Genomic DNA, 18,829 nt, shown 5'->3' on the forward strand with positions numbered 1-18,829 from the left:
AACGCGAGGATTCGTTCAGTCCCGCCTGCTAGCTGAGCAGGATCGACACGTCGATGTTCCCGCGGGTCGCGTTGGAGTACGGGCAGACCTCGTGCGCCTCGTCCACGAGCTGGGTCGCGAGCTCCTGGTCGAGGAGGGGCAGCGAGACGTTGAGGGCGACGGCGAGGCCGTATCCGCGCTGTGTGTTGGGGCCGATGCCGACCTTCGCGGCGACCGCGGAGCCGGTCAGGTCGTAGCCGGCGCGGCGCCCCACGAGCACGAGGGCGCTGTGGAAGCAGGCGCTGTACCCGGCGGCGAAGAGCTGTTCCGGGTTGGTGCCCTGCCCGTCGCCGCCGAGCGCGGGCGGCATCGCGACTCTGAGGTCCAGCTGCCCGTCGTGGCTGGTGACATAGCCGTCGCGGCCCCCGTGCGCGGTGGCCTCGGCCACGTACACGATCTTTGTCGGGCGAGTGTCGGCAACGGCACCGTCGGTCATGGCTCCAACTCCCCCAAGGCGGGCGCGAGAAGAGTGCGCAAGTTCATCGCGCACAATGTATCGGCGTCGCACAGCGGGAAGTTACCCGGGGGTAGCAATCACGGATCACCCGCGGTCTGACCGTCGCGGCGTCCCCGTTCGGCCCATGGCGCATTTATGACAAGGCGTCAAACCGCCAGCTCACAGCAGTGATCGACGGGTTCCCCGGGTGGCACGGTGTCGGTGTTCGAATACCCCCGAGCACAAGGACGCTGATGTTCCGTCCCAGAACCCGCACTCCGAGACCCCGGCGGACCGCCACCGCGATAGCCGCCGTCCTGGCCGCCGGCGGGGTATCCCTCGCCTCCGTACCGGCCAACGCGGACACCGCGGGCGCACAGTCCGTCACCGTCGACAAGCTCGGCGACCACGACCGTGCCCTGATCGCGCAGTACGCCAAGCAGTACCGCACCCGCAGCCTTCCGGCCGGCGCCGAGCAGGCCGTTCCCGACTTCGTCACCCTGATGCTGGCCGTCAAGGACGGCCGCACGGAGGAGACCAAGCAGGCCCTGACCGACCTCGGCGCGGAGGTCACCGGGAGCGACGCGAAGATCGGCTACATCAAGGCCAACGTGCCGTTCGCCGACGTCGACAAGGTCACCGCCCTCGACGACGTCCTGCGCGTGGACGCCGACGAGCTCCTCGAACTGGAGGAGACCGAGGCCGATTCCGGCAGCACCACCACCGCGGCGGCCCAGGCGGCCGACTCGGCCGGCCTCCCGGCGGCCCCGTCCGCGAAGACCCCGGACGACAACGCCTACATGCCGACCAACGAGACCGGTTCGGTGGACTTCAAGAACGACAACCCCACCTTCGACGGCCGGGGCGTGACCATCGGCGTCATGGACACCGGAATCGACCCCACCCACCCCGCGCTGGCCAAGACGACGACCGGTGAGCGCAAGCTGGTGGACACGGTCAGCGGCACCAACCCCACGAACATCATCGACCTGCTCTTCGACCGCACCTGGTCGCTGCTCACCGCGAGCAACAAGGTCACCGGGGCGACCGTCGACAAGAACAACATCACCTGGACCCTGCCCGCCGGCGACGACCTGTCCCTGTCGACCCGGCTGCTGAGCTCGACGAGCTTCGCGGACCCGACGCTCAACAAGCAGTACCTCGGCACCGTGTACCGGCCCTCCGACGGCGCCATCTTCGTGGACACGGACTTCGACCACGTCTTCTCCGACGACGAGCTGCTCCGCCCGTACAAGGTCGACCAGGACATCGGCTACGTCGGCACCGACAACCCGGACACCGCGGTCGACGAGCGGCAGCCGTTCACCGTCGAGTTCAAGAAGTTCTCGGCGACGCTCTCCGGCGTCAACATCAACGCGATCGACGAGTCCCACGGAACCCACGTGGCCGGCATCACGGCCGCCAACGGGATGTTCGGCGGCGACATGGACGGCCAGGCGCCCGGTGCCAAGCTGGTCTCCATGCGGGCCTGCGGCGCCGCCGGGTGCTCCAGCGCCGCCCTCACCGACGGCATGGTCTCCCTCGCCACCGACCACGGCGTGGACGTCATCAACATGTCCATCGGCTCCTCGCCCGCCCTCAACGACGGAAACAGCGCCCAGGCGCTGCTCTACAACCGCCTGATCGACGAGACCGGCGTCCAGATGTTCATCTCCGCCGGCAACTCGGGTGCGGGCACGAACACCGTCGGCGACCCGACCGCCGCCGACAAGGTCGTGAGCGTCGGCGCCTCGGTCTCCGGCGCGACCTGGTGGGCCAACTACGGCTCGGCGGTGGACTTCAAGGAGGGCGTCTTCCCGTTCTCCTCACGCGGCCCGCGTGAGGACGGCGGCATGAAGCCCGACATCACCGCACCGGGCTCCGCCGTCGCCCCCACCCCGGACTGGCTCGCCAGCTCCTACGTCGCCGACACCGGCTACACCCTGCCGGCCGGCTACTCCATGCTGAACGGCACCTCGATGGCCTCCCCGCAGGCCGCCGGCGCCGCGGCACTGCTGCTCTCCGCCGCCAAGCAGAAGGACGTCAGCGCCACCCCGGCCGAGCTGCGCAAGGCCATCTACACCTCGGCCGACTACAACAGCCAGGTGGACGCCATCGCCCAGGGCCGCGGCCAGTTCGACGTCGAGCAGGCGTGGAAGGTCCTGTCCAAGGGCGTGTCCACCGACGAGGACATCACCGTCTCCGCGCCGGTCTGCACCGTGCTCTCCGGCCAGCTGGCCACGCCGAACACCGGCAGCGGCCTGTTCAACAGCTGCGCCCCGGGCAGCGGCGGCCAGGCCGTCGGCGAGTCCCGTACGTACGACGTCACCCTGACCCGCAACGGCGGCAAGGACGGCGCCCAGGCGTACGGGCTCGGCCTCAAGGGCAATGACGGCACCTTCTCCGCGCCGGAGCAGGTCACCCTGGAGAAGGGCGTACCGACGGTGATCAAGGTCACCGCCGAGCCGAAGACCCAGGGCACGCACAGCGCCGTCCTGACCATCGACGACGTCGACGCCCGCGGTCTCGAGCAGTCCGCGCTCCTGGCCGTCGAGGCCGCCACCCCGATCACCGTGGGCACCACCTGGTCGGCGAGCGGCAGCGTGAACCGCAACGAGACGGTCCACTACACCGTGGCCGTCCCGGCCGGCACCAAGAGCCTGACGGTGGACCTCTCCGGCCTCGCCGACGGCAGCCAGACCCGCTGGTGGGCGTTCAACCCGCAGGGTGTGAGCGGTGAGAAGTCGTCCGCCGGCAGCATCTACTGCTACGCCAACTACCTCGACGGAAACGGCTGCAACCCGGGCACCCGCACCTACACCAACCCCAAGGCGGGCGTGTGGGAGTTCGTGGTGGAGTCCCGCCGCACCAGCCCACTGCTGGGCAACACCTTCCAGCTGGAGGCGTCCATCACCCAGTAATGGCGTGAAAACGCACGGACCGGCCGGGACCCGTGGTCCCAGCCGGTCCGTCTTTTCCGTTTTCCGTGACTCAGCCCGTGGGTGCGCTCACCGACCGCGGATCGAACCCGAACGGCAGCTCCAGCCGGTGCGCGCGCATCAGCTCGTCGTCCGCGAGCAGCTCACCGGTCGCCCCGTCGGCGGTGATCGTGCCCTCGCTGAGGATCACCGAGCGCGGGCAGAGCTCCAGGGCGTACGGCAGGTCGTGCGTGACCATGAGGACGGTGACGTCCAGCGACCGCAGGATGTCGGCCAGTTCGCGCCGGGACGCCGGGTCGAGGTTCGACGACGGCTCGTCGAGTACGAGGATCTCGGGCTCCATCGCCAGGACCGTCGCGACGGCGACGCGGCGGCGCTGCCCGAAGGAGAGGTGGTGCGGCGGCCGTTCGGCGAACTCCGCCATGCCGACCTGCTCCAGTGCCTTCCGCACGCGGGCCTCGAGCTCGGGTCCCTTCATCCCGCCCGCGGCGGGCCCGAAGGCCACGTCCTCCCGCACCGTCGGCATGAACAGCTGGTCGTCCGGGTCCTGGAAGACGATGCCGACCCGCCGCCGGATCTCCGCCATGTGCTTCTTCCCGACGGGCAGTCCGGCGACCGTCACGGTCCCGGCGCCGCCGGTGAGGATGCCGTTGAGGTGCAGCACGAGCGTCGTCTTGCCCGCGCCGTTCGGCCCGAGCAGCGCGACGCGCTCGCCGCGCTCGATGCGCAGATCGACCCCGAAGAGGGCCTGGTGCCCGTCGGGGTACGCGAAGGCCAGTCCGGCCACTTCGAGAGAGGGGGTCACAGGGTCCATCCCAGCAGACAGATGACGAGGGCGGCGGACGGGAGGGCCAGTGCGTACGACCACTGGGCCCGGGACGCGGTCACCTCGTCGATGACCGGCATCGAACCTGCGTAGCCGCGGCTGAGCATCGCCAGGTGCACCCGCTCCCCCCTCTCGTACGAGCGGATGAAGAGCGCGCCCGCGGACTTGGCGAGCACGCCCCAGTGGCGGATGCCGCGCGCCTCGAAGCCGCGTGACTCGCGCGCGATCTTCATGCGGCGCATCTCGTCCGTGATCACGTCGCCGTAGCGGATCATGAAGGACGCGATCTGGACGAGCAGTGGTGGCAGTTTGAGGCGCTGCAGGCCCAGCAGCAGCTCGCGCAGTTCGGTGGTGGAGGCGAGCAGTACGGAGGCGGCGACGCCGAGGGTGCCCTTGGCGAGTACGTTCCAGGCGCCCCACAGGCCGTTGACGCTGAGGGAGAGGCCGAGGACGTCGACGCGCTCGCCCTGTGCGACGAACGGCATCAGCACCGCGAAGGCCACGAACGGGATCTCGATCAGCAGCCGCTTGAGCAGGAATCCGGCCGGGACGCGGGCCGCATACGCGACTCCTCCCAGCAGCACCGCGTACAGCCCGAAGGCCCACATCGCCTCGCGCGGCGTCGAGACGACGACCACGACGAAGGCGAAGACGGCCGCGAGCTTGGTGTGCGGGGGCAGCCGGTGCACGGGCGAGTGCCCGTGCCGGTAGAGCCGGTGCGCGTGGCCTGCGCCCATGTCAGACGGTCTCCTGCTGCGGTACGGCGGTGGGGCCGGCGTCCGCGGTACGGCGGCGGCGGACCGCCCAGAAGACGCCGCTGCCCGCGACGACCGTGACGCCGACGCCGATCACGCCCGCGAGGCCGCCGGAGAGCCGGGCGTCGCTGACGTCCTTGACGCCGTAGTCGGCGAGCGGCGAGTCCGAGGTCGCGTGCTCCTCGGTCTTCTTGTCGATGCCCTGGTCCTGGGCGACCTTCTCCAGGCCGTCGGGGTTCGCGGAGGCGTAGAAGCTGACGAAGCCCGCGAGGACGAGCGAGGTGACCAGGCCGGTGATCCAGACCTTGCGGGTGGACCGGGCGGCGACCGGCTGGGGCCCTGCGGCGGGCGCGTCGACCAGCTCGCCGCCCACGCGGAGCTTGAGCGGTGTGGTGAGCCCGCGGGCGCCGTACACGAGGTCGGGCCGGACGGCGACGACGGCGCCGACTGTGAGGGCGGTGATCGCGGCCTCGCCGATGCCGATCAGGATGTGCACGCCGACCATGGCGGTGGCGACCTTGCCGATCGCCACGTCGGTCGTGCCGCCCACGGCGTAGATCAGCGTGAAGGCTACGGCCGCGGCGGGCACGGAGAGCAGGGCGGCGGCGAACGAGGCGATGGTGATGGACCGGCGCGTCCGCGGCAGGACCTTCACCAGGCCGCGGAAGACGGCGTAGGCGACGACGGTGGTGACGACCGCCATGTCCGTGATGTTCACGCCGAGCGCGGTGAGGCCGCCGTCCGCGAAGAGGACGCCCTGCATCAGCAGGACGACGGAGACGCACAGGACTCCGGTGTACGGGCCGACGAGTATCGCCGCGAGCGCGCCGCCGAGCAGATGGCCGCTGGTGCCCGCCGCGACCGGGAAGTTCAGCATCTGTACCGCGAAGATGAAGGCGGCGACGAGCCCGGCGAGCGGCGCGGTCCGCTCGTCAAGCTCCCGCCGGGCGCCCTTGAGGCTGACCGCCACGGCACCCGCGGCGACCACGCCGGTGGCAGCCGAGACGGGGGCGTTGATGAATCCGTCAGGGACATGCATGGGTGGGCTCTCTCCTGCTCCGGCGTCTCCGGGTCCGTTCGGTTTCGGCATGCGTGGGAACGCATGGCGAACCGTTCGATGATAGAGCCTTGTTGCGAACAGCTTGCAAGAGCGGGGTGAAACAAATAGCCGAGGGGCACATTCAGGAAAATATGCGACATTAGATGACAAAGGGGGGCGACCGTGAGGAGTCTCCGATGTCAGCCGCCACCGTCGAGCAGCACGCACGAGCCCATCTGGTGACCGACGCCGCAGACGACCAGCCGCTCCCCGTGGAACTGAGCTACGACCCGCAGTCCGACCCGGATTCCGTACGGGTCAGCCTCCCCGGAGTCCCGGGTTCCCCGCAGCGGCACGACTGGATCTTCCGCCGTGCGCTGCTCGAGGAGGGGCTGCGCGCCCCGGCCGACAGCGGTGACGTGCGCATCTGGCCGTGCGGCCGTGTGCAGGCCGTGATGGAGTTCCACTCCCGCGAGGGCGTGACGGTCGTGCAGTTCGACTCGTCCGCCCTGATCCGCTTCCTGCGCCGGACGTACATGGCCACGGGCCCGATCACGCACTGAGAACGGCGGACGTACGGGGCGGCGTAGTCCGGGCCGTCCCGGCCTCCACGCGCGCGTGGGGCCCGGCGGCAGCGCCGCTCGCGCTGCCGCCGGGCCCTTCCCCTTGCGCCTGCCCCGTCCCCACGGGCGGCGCGCCCGGGTCCTCCCAGGCCCTTAAGGCACTGGGGGAGGACCCGGAGGTCATGCGTCCTGGGGTGGTGGGTGGACTACTCGTCCGCGTGGTGCAGCCGGATGTCGTAGCCGTCCACTCCGGCCCCGTCCACCTGCAGCGCGCTCGCCACCGGCGGGTAGCCACTGGCGACGATCGAGTACTCACCGGCGGCCAGGCCGGTGAAGGCGTACGCGCCGTCCTCGCCGGTGGTGGCGCTGGCGACCACATGGCCCGCCGCGTCCACCAGCGTGACCCGTGCATCCGGCAGCGGCCGGCTGTCCGCGCCGGCGCCCGCACACACGGTGCCCCGCACCGACGCGCCCGCCGGACCGCTCGTACCCGAGAGCACGATGTCGTGGCCCAGCGCCTCCTCGCCCACAGCGATCGTGGACGCGTGCGGCTGGTGCCCCTCGGCCGCCACGATCACCACGTAGCTGCCCGGCCCGGGGGCGTCCACCGCGTACGAGCCGTCGGCGCCCGCCACGGCACGGCCCAGCTGCCGTCCGCTCGGCGAGATCAGCGTCACCGCGGCACCCGCCACGCCGGCACCGCTCGCGTTGCGGACGGTTCCGCGAATCCCACCGCTGTTCGGCAGGTACAGCTCCTCACCCGAACCGGCCGCCGTACCGGCCAGTGCGTACCCCTGCAGCTCCGCGGCGAGCCCTGAGTCGGACGCGGACGCGGCCACACCCACGGCCACGGGCTCGCGCACGGCCACGGGCACCGTGTCTCCGGAGGACAGGACGGTCGCCCCGACGGGCTCCGGGTCGGCGTCCTTCCGGGTGTCGTGGATGTCGCGCAGGCCCTCGCCCTCGACGTCGACGTTCGGCAGGGCGCGGTCGAGCCACCTCGGCAGCCACCAGGCCCCCTTGCCGAGCAGCGCCAGGACCGCCGGGACGATGGCCATCCGCACGATGAACGCGTCGAAGAAGACGGCGATGGCGAGGCCGAAGCCGATCATCTTGACCATCGACTCGCTGGAGCCGATGAAGCCCGCGAACACCGCGATCATGATGATGGCCGCGGCCGTCACCACCCGGGCGCCGTGCCGGAACCCGGTCACGATCGCCTCCCGGGCCTGCTCCCCGTGCACGTACGCCTCTCGCATACGCGTGACCAGGAAGACCTCGTAGTCCATCGCCAGGCCGAAGACGACGCCCACCATGAAGATCGGCATCATCGACATCACCGGGCCGGTCTCCTCGACGCCCATGAGGTCGGCGAGCCAGCCCCACTGGAAGACCGCGACGACGGCGCCGAGCGCGGCGAGCACGGAGAGCAGGAAGCCGAGCGCGGCCTTGAGCGGCACCAGGATCGAGCGGAAGACGACGATCAGCAGCAGGAACGCCAGGCCGACGACCAGCCCCAGATACGGCAGCAGTGCGTCGTTGAGCTTCTGCGAGACGTCGATGTTCATCGCGGTGGAGCCGGTGACCAGCAGCTTCGCGTCGGTGTCCGCCTTGATGTCACCGCCCGCGTCACGGATGGCGTGCACCAGGTCCTCGGTCTCGGCCGAGGACGGCTTGGAGTCCGGGACCACGGTGATCATCGCGGTGTCACCGGCCTTGTTGTACGTCGCCGGGGTCACCGCGGCCACGTCGTCGAGGCCCTTTATGGTCGTGGTCACTTCCTTGACGGCCGTCTTGGGGGCGTCGCTGGACTTCGCGTCGACGACGACCATCAGCGGCCCGTTGAAGCCGGGTCCGAACCCCTCGGAGAGCAGGTCGTACGCCTTGCGCTGCGTGGTGCTGGTCGGCTGCGAACCGTCGTCGGGCAGACCGAGCTCGAGCGAGGCGGCCGGGACCGCGGCGGCACCCAGGCCCACGACGCCGAGCAGCAGCACGGCGACCGGACGGCGGACCACGAAGCGCGCCCAGCGCGTGCCCATGTTCGGCTTCTCCGCGATGTGCCCGCCGGACTCGCCCTTGGCTTTCTTGCGGCCGCCGCCCAGCAGCCTGCTCTTCTGGCCCGCGGGCTTGACCTTCCTGCCCACGTATCCGAGCAGTGCCGGGATCAGGGTGAGCGCGATGAGGACCGCGATGACGACGGTGCCGGCGGCCGCGATGCCCATCTTGGTGAGCATCGGGATGTTGACCACGGCCAGGCCCACCAGCGCGATCACGACCGTGAGACCGGCGAAGACCACGGCGGAGCCCGCCGTGCCGACGGCCCGTCCCGCCGCCTCCTCGCGCTCTCGTCCCTCGGCGAGCTCGGCGCGGTAGCGGGAGACGATGAAGAGGGCGTAGTCGATGCCGACGGCGAGGCCGATCATCATCGCGAGGGTGGAGGTGGTGGAGCCCAGTTCGAGCGTGTTCGCGAGCGCGGTGATCGTGGAGATACCGATGCCGACGCCGATCAGCGCGGTGAGCAGCGGCAGTCCGGCCGCGATCAGCGAACCGAAGGTGATCACCAGCACGACCGCGGCGACACCGATGCCGATGACCTCGGTGGCGCCCGTCTCGGGGACCGCCTGGAGCGCGTCACCGCCGATCTCGACGGTCAGCCCCGCGTCACGCGCCTCCTGCGCGGTGTCCTCGAGCGCGTCGCGCGAGGAGTCCTCGAGCTCCATGCCGGAGACCTTGTACGACACCTGCGCATAGGCGATCGTGCGGTCCTGGCTGACGGCCTTGACCTGGAACGGGTCGGCCACGGAGGCGACCTCGGAGCCCGTGCCGAGCTCCTTGACGGTCTCCTTGACGATGGCCTTGTTGGCGGAGGAGGTGATCTTCTCGCCGTCGGGCGCCTTGAAGACGACGCGCGCGGTGGCTCCGTCGGCGCTCGCACCGGGGAAACGGTCCTCCAGCAGGTCGAAGGCCTTCTGCGCCTCGGTGCCGGGGATCGAGAAGGAGGTGGAGCCCGCCGCGGGCGCCTGTGCGGCGCCCACACCCGCGAGGGTCAGCAGAGCCACCCAGATCAAGGCGACGAAGTGTCGTCGCCGAAAGGCGAATCGGCCCAGTTTGTAGAGGAATGTGGCCACGAGGAGGCACTCCCGGGTCAGGTCGTGGGGTCTTGAAGGGCAGGGGGCATCGGCCCGACGACGTGAGCGGTCGCGTCAGGTGAAGCAGGAGGGTTGCGGGGACCCTGGGGTGTCAGGCGCCGAGGGCGGGGAGGACCACGGCGTCGATGTACGAGGTGAGGAAGTCCTGCGTGGGCGGCCTGTTGTCGATCAGGCCCCGGACGACGAGGCCGCCGACCAGCATGTGCGGGACGTAGCTCAGCGCGGGGTTGTCCGCGCGGATCTCGCCCCGCTCCACGGCCCGCCGCAGTATCCCGTCGAGGCCGGTCATCTCCGGCTCGATCAGCAACTCACGGAGGGCCCGCAGAAGATCGGGGTTCTCGTGCACCGCCATGGCCAGTCCCCGCATCAGTGCGGAGTCCTGCTCCATCCGGCAGTCATCCTCACGCGTCACCATCTCGTGGAAGTCGCCCCGCAGGCTCCCGGTGTCGATCTCGCCTATGGTCACCGGCTTCTGATGCCTGAGCGCCTTGACGACCAGCTCCGCCTTGCTCCCCCACTGTCGGTAGAGGGTGGCCTTGCTGGACCGGGTGCGGGATGCCACGGCGTCCATGGTCAGGGCGTCGTAGCCGACCTCGCGGAGCAGGTCGAGCACGGCCGCGTAGAGCTCGGCCTCGCGCTCGGGCGTGATCCGGCTGCGGCGCACTGTTGCGGCTTCAGCCATGCTCATCCACTCCCACTCCGAACGAAACGGTTTCGTACAGCGGAGAGCCTACCCCCCGACCTAGCGAAACGAAACCGTTTCGTACGTGTCCCGCATCACGCCCGCCTCGAAGCCGCCGAACCGCCGCGCCGGAAGTCCGCCCGAAAATCCCCATAACGGCATAACTTGCCATGACCCGTTCTGAGTAAAAGCATGGTTGGGTGAGCGACGAGAGCGACTACACACCTGGGTATCTGCGGTTTCCGCACCTGCACCGCGATCGCCTCTGCTTCGCGGCCGAGGACGATCTCTGGATGGCGGCTCTGACGCCCGAGGGCAAGACCCCGGAGCGGGCCTGGCGGCTCACCGTCGACCGGACCAAGGTCAGCCACCCCCGCTTCTCGCCCGACGGCCGCCACGTCGCGTTCACGACGTGGCGCAGCCTCGATCCCGAGATCCATCTCGCCCCGGTGGACGGCGGGCCGGCACGCCGGCTCACCTACTGGGGCACCATCGACACACGCGTGTGCGGCTGGGCACCACCCGAGAAGGACGGCAGGGCCGACATCCTGGCCGTCGCCTCGCATGGCCAGCCCTTCTCCTACTTCTCCTGGGCCTACCGCCTCCCGACCGACGGCTCCCCCGGCAACAAGCTGCCCTGGGGCCCAGTCTCCGACATCGCCATCGCCGACGTGGGCGGCGAACACCTCACCCTGCTCCTCACCGGCAAGCCGCCGCACGAGCCGGCCAGCTGGAAGCGGTACCGGGGCGGCGCCACCGGCCGGCTGTGGCTGCAGGGCAAGCAGATCGCCGCGGACCTCAACGGGCATCTCGAGTCCCCGATGTTCGTCGACGGCCGGATCGCGTTCCTCTCCGACCACGAGGGCGTCGGCAATCTGTACTCCTGCCTGCCCGACGGCTCCGATCTGCGGCGCCACACCGACCACGACGCCTTCTACGCCCGGCACGCCTCGTCGGACGGCATGCGCGTCGTGTACCAGTGCGCGGGCGAGCTCTGGCTCGTCGACGACTTCTCCCCCGGCGGCGAGCCGCTCCGCCTGGACGTACGCCTCGGCGGCCCCCGCGCCGGACGCCGCCGCTACCAGGTGCCGGCCTCCAACAACATCAACGCGATCTCCGTGGACACGACGGGCCGGGCCAGCGCGGTGGTCGTACGGGGCAGCCTGTACTGGCTCACGCACCGGGACGGTCCGTCGCGCGTGATCACGGACACCAAGGGCGTACGGGTGCGCATGCCGGAGATGCTCGGCACCGGCGGCCAGGTCGCCTACGTCACGGACGCGGACGGCGAGGACGCGGTCGAGATCGCCGATCTGCCGCGGGCCAGTGGCGCCCGCGAGCCGCGCCGCCTCGCCTCGGGCCGACTGGGCCGTGTGCAGGAACTGGTGTCCGATCCCGCGGGCGAGCGGATCGCCATCGCCTCGCACGACGGGCGGCTGCTGCTGATCGACGTGTCCGGCGAGGAGGCCGCCGAGGAGCCCGAGGCCGCCTCCGCGACGGAGGCCCCGAAGGACGAGGTGACCGAGGCCGCCTCCGGAACGGAGGCCCCGAAGGACGAGGTGACCGAGCTGATCCGGTCCATCAACGGGCCGGTGCGCGATCTCGCCTTCTCGCCCGACGGCGCCTGGATCACCTGGTCCCACCCGGGCATCGGGCGCTCCCTGCGCCAGATCAAGATCGCGCGGATCAGCGACCGGGCGATCGTGGACGTCACCAACGGCCGTTTCGAGGACGAGAACCCGGTGTTCACGCGGGACGGCCGCTATCTGGCGTTCCTGTCCTGGCGCGGCTTCGACCCGGTCTACGACGTGCACACCGGCGACCTGTCCTTCCCGCTCGGCTGCCGCCCCTACCTCGTACCGCTGTCGTCGGCCACGCCATCGCCCTTCGCGCTCTCGCCCGACGGGCGCCCCGCCGCCGGCGGGCTCGATCCGGACGAGAGCGGACCGGGCGGCGGCACCGTCATCGTGGAGATCGAGGGCCTTGAGAACCGGGTGACGCCGTTCCCGGTGTCCGCCTCCAAGTACTCGGCGCTGCGCCCGGTCGCGGGCGGCGGCCTGGTGTGGCTGCGCTGGCCCATCTCCGGAGCCCTCGGTGAGACGTTCGTCAATCCGAGCGACACCACCGGCCGGCCGACGCTGGAGCACTTCGACCTCACCAAGGCCAGGAAGTCGGAACTGGTCGTCCACCTCGACTCGTTCGCCATCAGCGGCGACGGCACCCGGCTCGTCGTGGTCGACGAGGGAGACCTGCGTGCCGTACCCGCCACCGAGCCCGGCGACAGCGACTCGACCGTCTGGATAGACCTGCGCCGCATCCTGCACGAGGCCGACCCGGCCGCCGAGTGGCGCCAGGCGTACAACGAGGCCGGGCGCATCATCCGCGACTACTTCTGGGAGCCGCACATGTGCGGCATCGACTGGCCGGCCGTCCTGGATCAGTACCGGCCGCTGGTCGAACGGGTCGCATCCCCCGACGAGTTCGCGGACCTGATGCGCGAGGTCCTCGGCGAACTGGGCACATCGCATGCGTACGTCACCCCGGCCCGTCGCAACGAGGGCCCGCCGCACTACCAGCGCGCGATCGGGCTGCTCGGTGCCAACCTCGTCCGCAGGGACGACCACTGGGTGGTCAAACGCGTCCTGCCCGGCGACTCCTCCGACTCCAAGGCGCGCTCGCCGCTGGCAGGCATGGGCATCCGCGAGGGCGAGATCCTCACCCATGTCGACGGCCGCCCGGTCGACCGCGTCACCGGCCCCTATCCGCTGCTGGCGGGCGCGGGCGGCACGACGGTCGAGCTGACCTTCGCCACGGCGGAGGGCGAGGGCCACGCCCGCCGGGTCGCCATCATCCCGCTCATCGACGAGCGGCCCCTGCGCTACCAGGACTGGGTCGCCAAACGCCGCGCGGTCGTACGCGAGTTGAGCGGCGGCAAGTGCGGCTACCTGCACATCCCCGACATGGGCGGCTCCGGCTGGGCACAGTTCAACCGCGATCTGCGCATGGAGGTGTCCCGCCAGGCCCTGATCGTGGACGTACGTGGCAACGCGGGCGGCCACATCAGTGAACTCGTCATCGAGAAGCTCACCCGCAACATCCTCGGCTGGGACCTGACGCGCAACGCGCAGCCCGTCTCGTACACCTCGAACGCGCCCCGCGGCCCGATCGTCGCCCTCGCCGACGAGGCCACCTCGTCGGACGGCGACATGATCACGGCGGCGTTCAAGCTGCTGGAACTGGGCCCTGTGGTGGGCCAGCGCACCTGGGGCGGCGTGGTCGGCATGACGGGCCGCCACCGCCTCGGCGACGGCACGATCATCACGGTCCCGATGAACGCGGCCTGGTTCGACGCCTACGGGTGGTCGGTCGAGAACCACGGCGTCACCCCGGACATCGAGGTGGCCCGCACCCCCGTCGACTGGGCGGAGGGCCGCAACACCCAACTCGACAAGGCAGTCCAGGTAGCCCTGGACCTCCTGACCCACCACCCGGCAGCAAGCCCCCCGGACTACTCAAGGGTCCCGAAACGCACTCGCCCGAAACTCCCGCCGCGGCATTGACCGTTGTGGGCGGCGAGCGCGCCGCAATCCCGTTGCCGTTGTGGGCAGGCGTTCCGCAGGGCTGGGGGCACCTCCCAGCGGTAGCTGGGGGAGGGTGGGCACAACACCACGACGGCGGGCGCCCTCAACACCTAGGGCACCAACGCAAACAGAAGGGGCGCCCCAAGAGTTGGGGCGCCCCTTCAGGCACAGCGCAGGTCAGACCTCGTCGAACCGGTCCTCGTCAGCATCCCGAGGCATCCGCCGCGAAGACTCCTCCTCGGGCATGTGCGAGCCACGCTCACGCTTGCCACGCTCACCCGGCGTCTGCGGAGACCGCCCACGCTCACGCTTCTCCCGGGCGATCTTCTCCTTGGCCTGCTCGGAGAGCTGCTCACCCTTGTCCTTGAACTGGTCCATCGTGCCCATGCGGGTTCACTCCCAAATGGCTGAGGGGATGGGGCCTCTGTCAGAGTGACACGCCCGGACATACGCCGCATTTCGATCTATAACCAAACGACTACGGACCGTACAAACCCCAGCTGAGAGGGGCAAAATCAGCCGTCTGAGCAAGCGCCGAGGGCCCCGCGGCGGAAACCTACCCGCCCCGCACACCCCGCGCCTGCTCGTCCGCCGCGCCGCCCGCCCCGACAAGCCCCTTCGACACGCCCTCGAGCCGCGCCCCGAACCGCCGCATCTCGCGCTGCCCCACCGTGCCGATGATTCCGGGCAGATACCCGCGTACCGACTGCATCCCGCGCAGCCACCACTGCCCGTACACATGACCGGCCCGCCGTTCGATCCCCGCGACGATCCGGTCGACCGCCGGCCCGAGCGGATACGTCTTGTTCGACGGCCACGGCAGCCGCTGCCGCAACTCCCGCATCACGTCGTCCTGATCGGCACCCCGCACCATGTCCGTGTCGGTCCAGGACAGATACGCGACCCCGACCCGCACGCCCTTGTACCCGACCTCGGCGCGCAGGCTGTGCGCGTACGCCTCCACACCGGACTTCGACGCGCAGTAGGCCGTCATCATCGGTGCCGGAGTGACGGCGGCCAGCGAGGCGATCTGCAGGAGATAGCCCCGGCTCTCCGTCAGCGCCGGAAGGAACGCCCGCGCGGTGACGGCTGATCCGATCAGATTGACCTCGATCACCCGCCGCCAGGCCACCGGGTCGGAGTCCGCGAACGGCCCGCCCGTCGCGACGCCCGCGTTGGCGACGACGACGTCGACCCTCCCGAACCGTTCCTTGACCTCCTGCGCGACTCGCGCCATCGCCTCGTGGTCGGTGACGTCGGCGTGCCAGTGGTCGCTGTCGGAGTGCAGCCGCTCGGACACCTGCTTCAGCGCGTCCGGCTCCAGCCCGACGAGCGCGATCCTGGCGCCGCGCGCCGACAGCTTGCGCGCCAGCAGCTCGCCGACGCCCCGCGCGGCACCGGTGACGACGACGACCTGCCCCTCAAGGCTCGCCCTGCCCCTGCTGCCCGTACTGCCCCTGCTGCTCATGGCGATGCTGTCCCCTTCACCTCTGGCTGGGTCGCGTTCGGCTGTGCGTACGTCGTGACGAGTTCACGGATCCGGCCGGTGACCGCCTCCGGCGCCTCCACCGGCGTCATGTGGCCGAGCCCGGGAAGTTCGGTCAGTCCGGCGCAGTCGGGCAGCGCCGCAGCGATGGTGCGGGCGTGTACGACCGGGGTGAGCCGGTCGGCCGTCCCCGCGATGACCGCGGTGGGCATCGTCAACCGTCGTACGCCCGTGTCGAGATCGAGCTCATTGAGCACGTGCGACCACCCGTACCGCACCGCGCTCGGACAGGCGTGCACGATCCGCGCACACGCCTCGACCATCTCGGGCGACGATCCCGCGCCCATCGTCGCGTACCGCAGGATCCGCTTGGCCGGGGCGCTGACGGGCCCGAGCGGCGCCCGCGCGCCGAGGATCGACCGGGTGATACGGGTGCGCAGCGCCCCCGCCCGCATCGGCACCACCAGCGACTCGGCGACCAGCCGGGAGCTGCCCGTGCTGCACAGCAGCACCGCGGCCGCATGCTCCTGGAACGCGGCCCGCCCGGCCGCCGCCATCATCGTCATTCCGCCCATGGAGTGCCCCGCGAGGACGGCCTTCTCACCCGGTTCGAGGGTCGCGGCCAGCACGGCTTCCAGGTCGTCGGCGAGCGCGCGCGTGCTGTAGCCGTCCGGTGCGGCGGCCGCGGGACTGCGCCCGTGCCCCCGCTGGTCGTAGGTGATCACGCGGTGATCGGTGGCGAGGGAGCGTATCTGCGCAGCCCAGAACGCGGTCGAGCAGGTCCAGCCGTGCGCCAGCACCACGGCGGGTGCGCCGTCGGGCCCGTGCGTCTCGACGTGCAGGCGGGCTCCGTCGGCGGACACGGCAGTGAGCTCGTGGGCAGGCGCGGGCGGCGCGTAGGGCCCGGAGGCCACGTACATGAGTCGGCTCACGCTCCGGCCTCCGCCTTCTCGGCCTTCTCGGTACGAGCTGCGCGAGCCGTGGCCGGAGAGGCAGTCTGCTCCGTGGATTTCGGCGGCCTCATCACCTCGTACTCGGAGAGGTCGACGCGGCGCGTGGCGTTCCGGAACTCGGTGGTCGTCCCGGGCCAGATCGTCGTGTTGCGGCCGTTCGCGTCCAGGTACCAGCTGGTGCAGCCACCGGTGTTCCACACGGTGCGCCTCATGCGCTCCTGAACGCGGTGGTTCCAGGCGGTCACGGCGCTGCGCCGCGCGCCGAGCGCGACCCGGCCGCCCAGGACGTCGAGCTGCCGCAGATAGTCGACCATGTAGTTCAGCTGGGACTCGATCATCAGGATCATCGACGAGTTACCGAGGCCGGTGTTCGGGCCGATGATCGTCATCCAGTTGGGAAAGCCGGGCGCCGTCGCCCCGCGCAGCGCGGCCATCCCCGAAGCGCTCCAGCTCTCGGCCAGCGTCTTCCCCTCGGCGCCGACGATGCGCTCCGCGATCGGCATGTCGGTGACGTGGAATCCCGTACCGAAGATGATCGCGTCGACCTCGGCCTCGCTGCCGTCGGCGGCGACGACGGTCGACCCGCGCACCTCGGCAAGCCCGCTCGCGACGACGTCCACATTGGGCTGCGCCAGCGCCGGATAGTACGAGCTGGAGAGCAGGATGCGCTTGCAGCCGATGCGATACGAAGGTGTGAGCCTGGCCCGCAGCTCCGGGTCCTTGACGGCCCGGGCGATGTTCCGCTTGGCGAGCTGCTCGACGAGTCCCAGCTCGCTCGGCCGCTTGGTGAACGCCTGGACCTGCAACTCCCGGATGCCCCACAGCAGTCCGCGGCGCACCTGCGTGGTGAACGGCAGCTGCCGGTGCAGCCACCGCTCGAGACCGCCGATGGCCCGGTCCATACGCGGCATCACCCAGGCCGGGGTCCGCTGGAGCAGCGTCAGCCGGGCGACGTCGGGCTGGACGGCCGGCACGATCTGGATGGCGGAGGCCCCCGTACCGACCATCGCCACGCGCTTGCCGCGCAGGTCGTAGTCGTGGTCCCAGCGGGCGGAGTGGAACACCTTGCCGGGAAAGGTGTCGAGCCCCGGGATGTCCGGCACCTTGGGGTCGGAGAGCGGACCGGTGGCGGAGACGACGACGTCCGCGGTGAGAGTGCCGCTGCTGGTCTCCACCTCCCAGTGCAGCTTCTCGTTGTCCCAGCGCATCGTCTTCACCTCGGAGTCGAGGCGGATGTGCGGCCGCAGCCGGAACACGTCCGCGACATGCTCCAGGTACTCGCGGATGTGCTCCTGCCCCGAGAAGACGCGCGGCCAGTCCGGGTTGGGTGCGAACGAGAACGAGTACAGGTGCGACGGCACATCGCACGCGCACCCGGGATAGCTGTTGTCCCGCCAGGTGCCGCCGACCGAACCGGCCCGCTCCAGTACGACGAAGTCGGTGATGCCCTCCCGGCGCAGCCGGACGGCGGCACCGAGCCCGCCGAACCCGGACCCGATCACCGCCACGCGGACATGTTCGTGCTCGGCCATGCCTGTGCCTCCCCGGTCCCGCGACTCTGCCAGTGAACACTGGCGCAGTGGGGAGGTTAGAGCAGCGACGTACTCAGGGGTAGGGGGCGGACGAGGAAAAGTTACCGGCGGTATCACCCAGCCGTACGACATAGTCTGCTGCCGTGGCAGAGGGACGAGGGGAACGCGAGTACCGCATGACGGAGCTCGCCAGGGAGGCCGGCATCACGGTGCGGACCCTGCGCTTCTACCGCGAGCGCAAACTCCTCCCGCCACCGCGCCGCGAGGGCCGCATCGCCTGGTACGGCGAACACCACCTGGCCCGCCTGCGCACCATCTCCGGCCTGCTGGAGCGCGGCCACACACTCAACGGCATCGCCGAACTCTCCGAGGCCTTCGACCACGGCCGCGACGTCGGCGAACTCCTGGGCTTCAACGCCCCGTCGGAGGAGACCCCGGTCCGCCTCACCCCCGAGGAGCTGGCCGACCACTTCGCGGGCGAGGTCACCCCCGAGAACCTCACCGCCGCCCTCGACCTCGGCTACCTCGGTACGGACGGCGGCGAGATCGTGCACCTCAGCCGCCGCCTGCTGGAGGTGTCGTCCGCACTGGTCCGCGAGGGCATCCCCCTGGCCGCCGTCCTGGAGGCGGGCCGCCGCGTCCGCGAACACGCGGACGCGCTGGCCGAGATCTTCACCGAGCTCATCGCCGCCCACGCCTCACCGGGGGACGCCCAGCGACTCCGCCCACTGGCGAAGAGCGTGGTGGAGGCGGAGCTGTCGCTGGCGTTGGACCGCAGGCTCACGTCCGGCCGGAAACCTGAGCCGGACGAGGATGGGCAAGCCGGCCCCGGCTAGGCCGCGCTCAGAT

14 protein-coding genes and 1 pseudogene are annotated in these 18,829 nt (G+C 70.6%); 4 read left to right on the plus strand and 11 right to left on the minus strand.

Features of this window, described 5'->3' with window-relative positions:
* Positions 1 to 28: 28 nt before the first annotated feature.
* Positions 29 to 475 (minus strand): organic hydroperoxide resistance protein, encoded by a 447-nt coding sequence (locus ABT009_RS26280; protein WP_351299676.1) that lies wholly within the window; start codon positions 473 to 475, stop codon positions 29 to 31.
* Between the two features lie 254 nt (positions 476 to 729).
* Here ABT009_RS26280 and ABT009_RS26285 point away from each other — a divergent pair, with 254 nt between their 5' ends.
* Positions 730 to 3,396 (plus strand): S8 family serine peptidase, encoded by a 2,667-nt coding sequence (locus tag ABT009_RS26285; protein WP_351299678.1) that lies wholly within the window; start codon positions 730 to 732, stop codon positions 3,394 to 3,396.
* 70 nt (positions 3,397 to 3,466) lie between these two features.
* Here ABT009_RS26285 and ABT009_RS26290 read toward each other — a convergent pair whose 3' ends face one another.
* Genes ABT009_RS26290 through ABT009_RS26300 form a run of 3 tightly spaced genes read right to left on the minus strand, consistent with a single transcriptional unit; the run spans position 3,467 to position 6,034 of the window.
* The gene (locus ABT009_RS26290) at positions 3,467 to 4,228 is read right to left on the minus strand and encodes an energy-coupling factor ABC transporter ATP-binding protein (protein WP_351299681.1); all 762 of its coding nucleotides are present in this window, start codon (positions 4,226 to 4,228) and stop codon (positions 3,467 to 3,469) included.
* A complete protein-coding gene (gene cbiQ / locus ABT009_RS26295) occupies positions 4,216 to 4,977 on the minus strand; it encodes a cobalt ECF transporter T component CbiQ (RefSeq protein ID WP_351299684.1) in 762 nt (253 codons plus the stop codon). Before cbiQ ends, ABT009_RS26290 begins: the two co-directional genes overlap by 13 nt.
* A gap of 1 nt (position 4,978) precedes the next feature.
* Entirely contained in the window at positions 4,979 to 6,034 is a 1,056-nt protein-coding gene (locus ABT009_RS26300) for an energy-coupling factor ABC transporter permease (RefSeq protein WP_351299687.1), read from the minus strand.
* Between the two features lie 197 nt (positions 6,035 to 6,231).
* Between ABT009_RS26300 and ABT009_RS26305 the strand changes: the two genes are divergently transcribed.
* Positions 6,232 to 6,597, plus strand: coding sequence for an SsgA family sporulation/cell division regulator (locus ABT009_RS26305; protein WP_351299690.1), 366 nt, complete (start codon positions 6,232 to 6,234; stop codon positions 6,595 to 6,597).
* A 206-nt stretch (positions 6,598 to 6,803) separates the two neighbouring features.
* Here the strand turns inward: ABT009_RS26305 and ABT009_RS26310 are convergent, their stop codons facing one another.
* The 3 genes and pseudogenes from ABT009_RS26310 to ABT009_RS26320 all read right to left on the minus strand — a co-directional run bounded on the left by ABT009_RS26310 (position 6,804) and on the right by ABT009_RS26320 (position 10,428).
* Positions 6,804 to 7,472, minus strand: a complete 669-nt coding sequence (locus ABT009_RS26310; protein WP_351299861.1) for an MSCRAMM family protein — start codon at positions 7,470 to 7,472, stop codon at positions 6,804 to 6,806.
* Between the two features lie 30 nt (positions 7,473 to 7,502).
* Positions 7,503 to 9,725 (minus strand): annotated as a pseudogene (locus tag ABT009_RS26315) (MMPL family transporter); the annotation flags it as partial.
* 112 nt (positions 9,726 to 9,837) lie between these two features.
* Entirely contained in the window at positions 9,838 to 10,428 is a 591-nt protein-coding gene (locus tag ABT009_RS26320) for a TetR/AcrR family transcriptional regulator (protein WP_351299693.1), read from the minus strand.
* Positions 10,429 to 10,628: 200 nt separating this feature from the next.
* Between ABT009_RS26320 and ABT009_RS26325 the strand changes: the two genes are divergently transcribed.
* Entirely contained in the window at positions 10,629 to 13,988 is a 3,360-nt protein-coding gene (locus ABT009_RS26325; RefSeq protein WP_351299696.1) for a S41 family peptidase, read from the plus strand.
* Positions 13,989 to 14,186: 198 nt separating this feature from the next.
* Here ABT009_RS26325 and ABT009_RS26330 read toward each other — a convergent pair whose 3' ends face one another.
* The 4 genes from ABT009_RS26330 to ABT009_RS26345 all read right to left on the minus strand — a co-directional run bounded on the left by ABT009_RS26330 (position 14,187) and on the right by ABT009_RS26345 (position 17,980).
* On the minus strand, positions 14,187 to 14,396 hold the full coding sequence (locus ABT009_RS26330; RefSeq protein WP_351299699.1) for a hypothetical protein: 210 nt from the start codon (positions 14,394 to 14,396) through the stop codon (positions 14,187 to 14,189).
* A gap of 169 nt (positions 14,397 to 14,565) precedes the next feature.
* Positions 14,566 to 15,477: an SDR family oxidoreductase gene (locus ABT009_RS26335; protein ID WP_351299702.1), complete on the minus strand. Its 912-nt coding sequence runs from the start codon at positions 15,475 to 15,477 to the stop codon at positions 14,566 to 14,568.
* Positions 15,474 to 16,427 carry an alpha/beta fold hydrolase gene (locus tag ABT009_RS26340; protein ID WP_351299705.1) on the minus strand — a complete coding sequence of 318 codons (954 nt, stop codon included), beginning with the start codon at positions 16,425 to 16,427 and terminating at the stop codon, positions 15,474 to 15,476. Before ABT009_RS26340 ends, ABT009_RS26335 begins: the two co-directional genes overlap by 4 nt.
* On the minus strand, positions 16,424 to 17,980 hold the full coding sequence (locus tag ABT009_RS26345; protein ID WP_351299708.1) for a flavin-containing monooxygenase: 1,557 nt from the start codon (positions 17,978 to 17,980) through the stop codon (positions 16,424 to 16,426). The genes ABT009_RS26340 and ABT009_RS26345 overlap by 4 nt, the downstream gene beginning before the upstream one ends.
* Positions 17,981 to 18,156: 176 nt before the next feature.
* Here ABT009_RS26345 and ABT009_RS26350 point away from each other — a divergent pair, with 176 nt between their 5' ends.
* Entirely contained in the window at positions 18,157 to 18,816 is a 660-nt protein-coding gene (locus ABT009_RS26350) for a MerR family transcriptional regulator (protein WP_351299863.1), read from the plus strand.
* Positions 18,817 to 18,829: the final 13 nt, after the last annotated feature.

The sequence above is a fragment of the Streptomyces sp. NPDC002896 genome, from assembly GCF_040295225.1.
In the GTDB taxonomy this organism is placed as follows: domain Bacteria; phylum Actinomycetota; class Actinomycetes; order Streptomycetales; family Streptomycetaceae; genus Streptomyces.

Bases quoted from the DNA above. Each gene is read 5' to 3' on its own strand.
- ABT009_RS26320 (WP_351299693.1), bottom strand. From the start codon at position 10,428: ATGGCTGAAGCCGCAACAGTGCGCCGCAGCCGGATCACGCCCGAGCGC.
- ABT009_RS26345 (WP_351299708.1), bottom strand. From the start codon at position 17,980: ATGGCCGAGCACGAACATGTCCGCGTGGCGGTGATCGGGTCCGGGTTC.
- ABT009_RS26280 (WP_351299676.1), bottom strand. From the start codon at position 475: ATGACCGACGGTGCCGTTGCCGACACTCGCCCGACAAAGATCGTGTAC.
- ABT009_RS26305 (WP_351299690.1), top strand. From the start codon at position 6,232: ATGTCAGCCGCCACCGTCGAGCAGCACGCACGAGCCCATCTGGTGACC.
- ABT009_RS26300 (WP_351299687.1), bottom strand. From the start codon at position 6,034: ATGCATGTCCCTGACGGATTCATCAACGCCCCCGTCTCGGCTGCCACC.
- ABT009_RS26335 (WP_351299702.1), bottom strand. From the start codon at position 15,477: ATGAGCAGCAGGGGCAGTACGGGCAGCAGGGGCAGGGCGAGCCTTGAG.
- ABT009_RS26290 (WP_351299681.1), bottom strand. From the start codon at position 4,228: ATGGACCCTGTGACCCCCTCTCTCGAAGTGGCCGGACTGGCCTTCGCG.
- ABT009_RS26330 (WP_351299699.1), bottom strand. From the start codon at position 14,396: ATGGGCACGATGGACCAGTTCAAGGACAAGGGTGAGCAGCTCTCCGAG.
- ABT009_RS26350 (WP_351299863.1), top strand. From the start codon at position 18,157: ATGACGGAGCTCGCCAGGGAGGCCGGCATCACGGTGCGGACCCTGCGC.
- ABT009_RS26285 (WP_351299678.1), top strand. From the start codon at position 730: ATGTTCCGTCCCAGAACCCGCACTCCGAGACCCCGGCGGACCGCCACC.
- cbiQ (WP_351299684.1), bottom strand. From the start codon at position 4,977: ATGGGCGCAGGCCACGCGCACCGGCTCTACCGGCACGGGCACTCGCCC.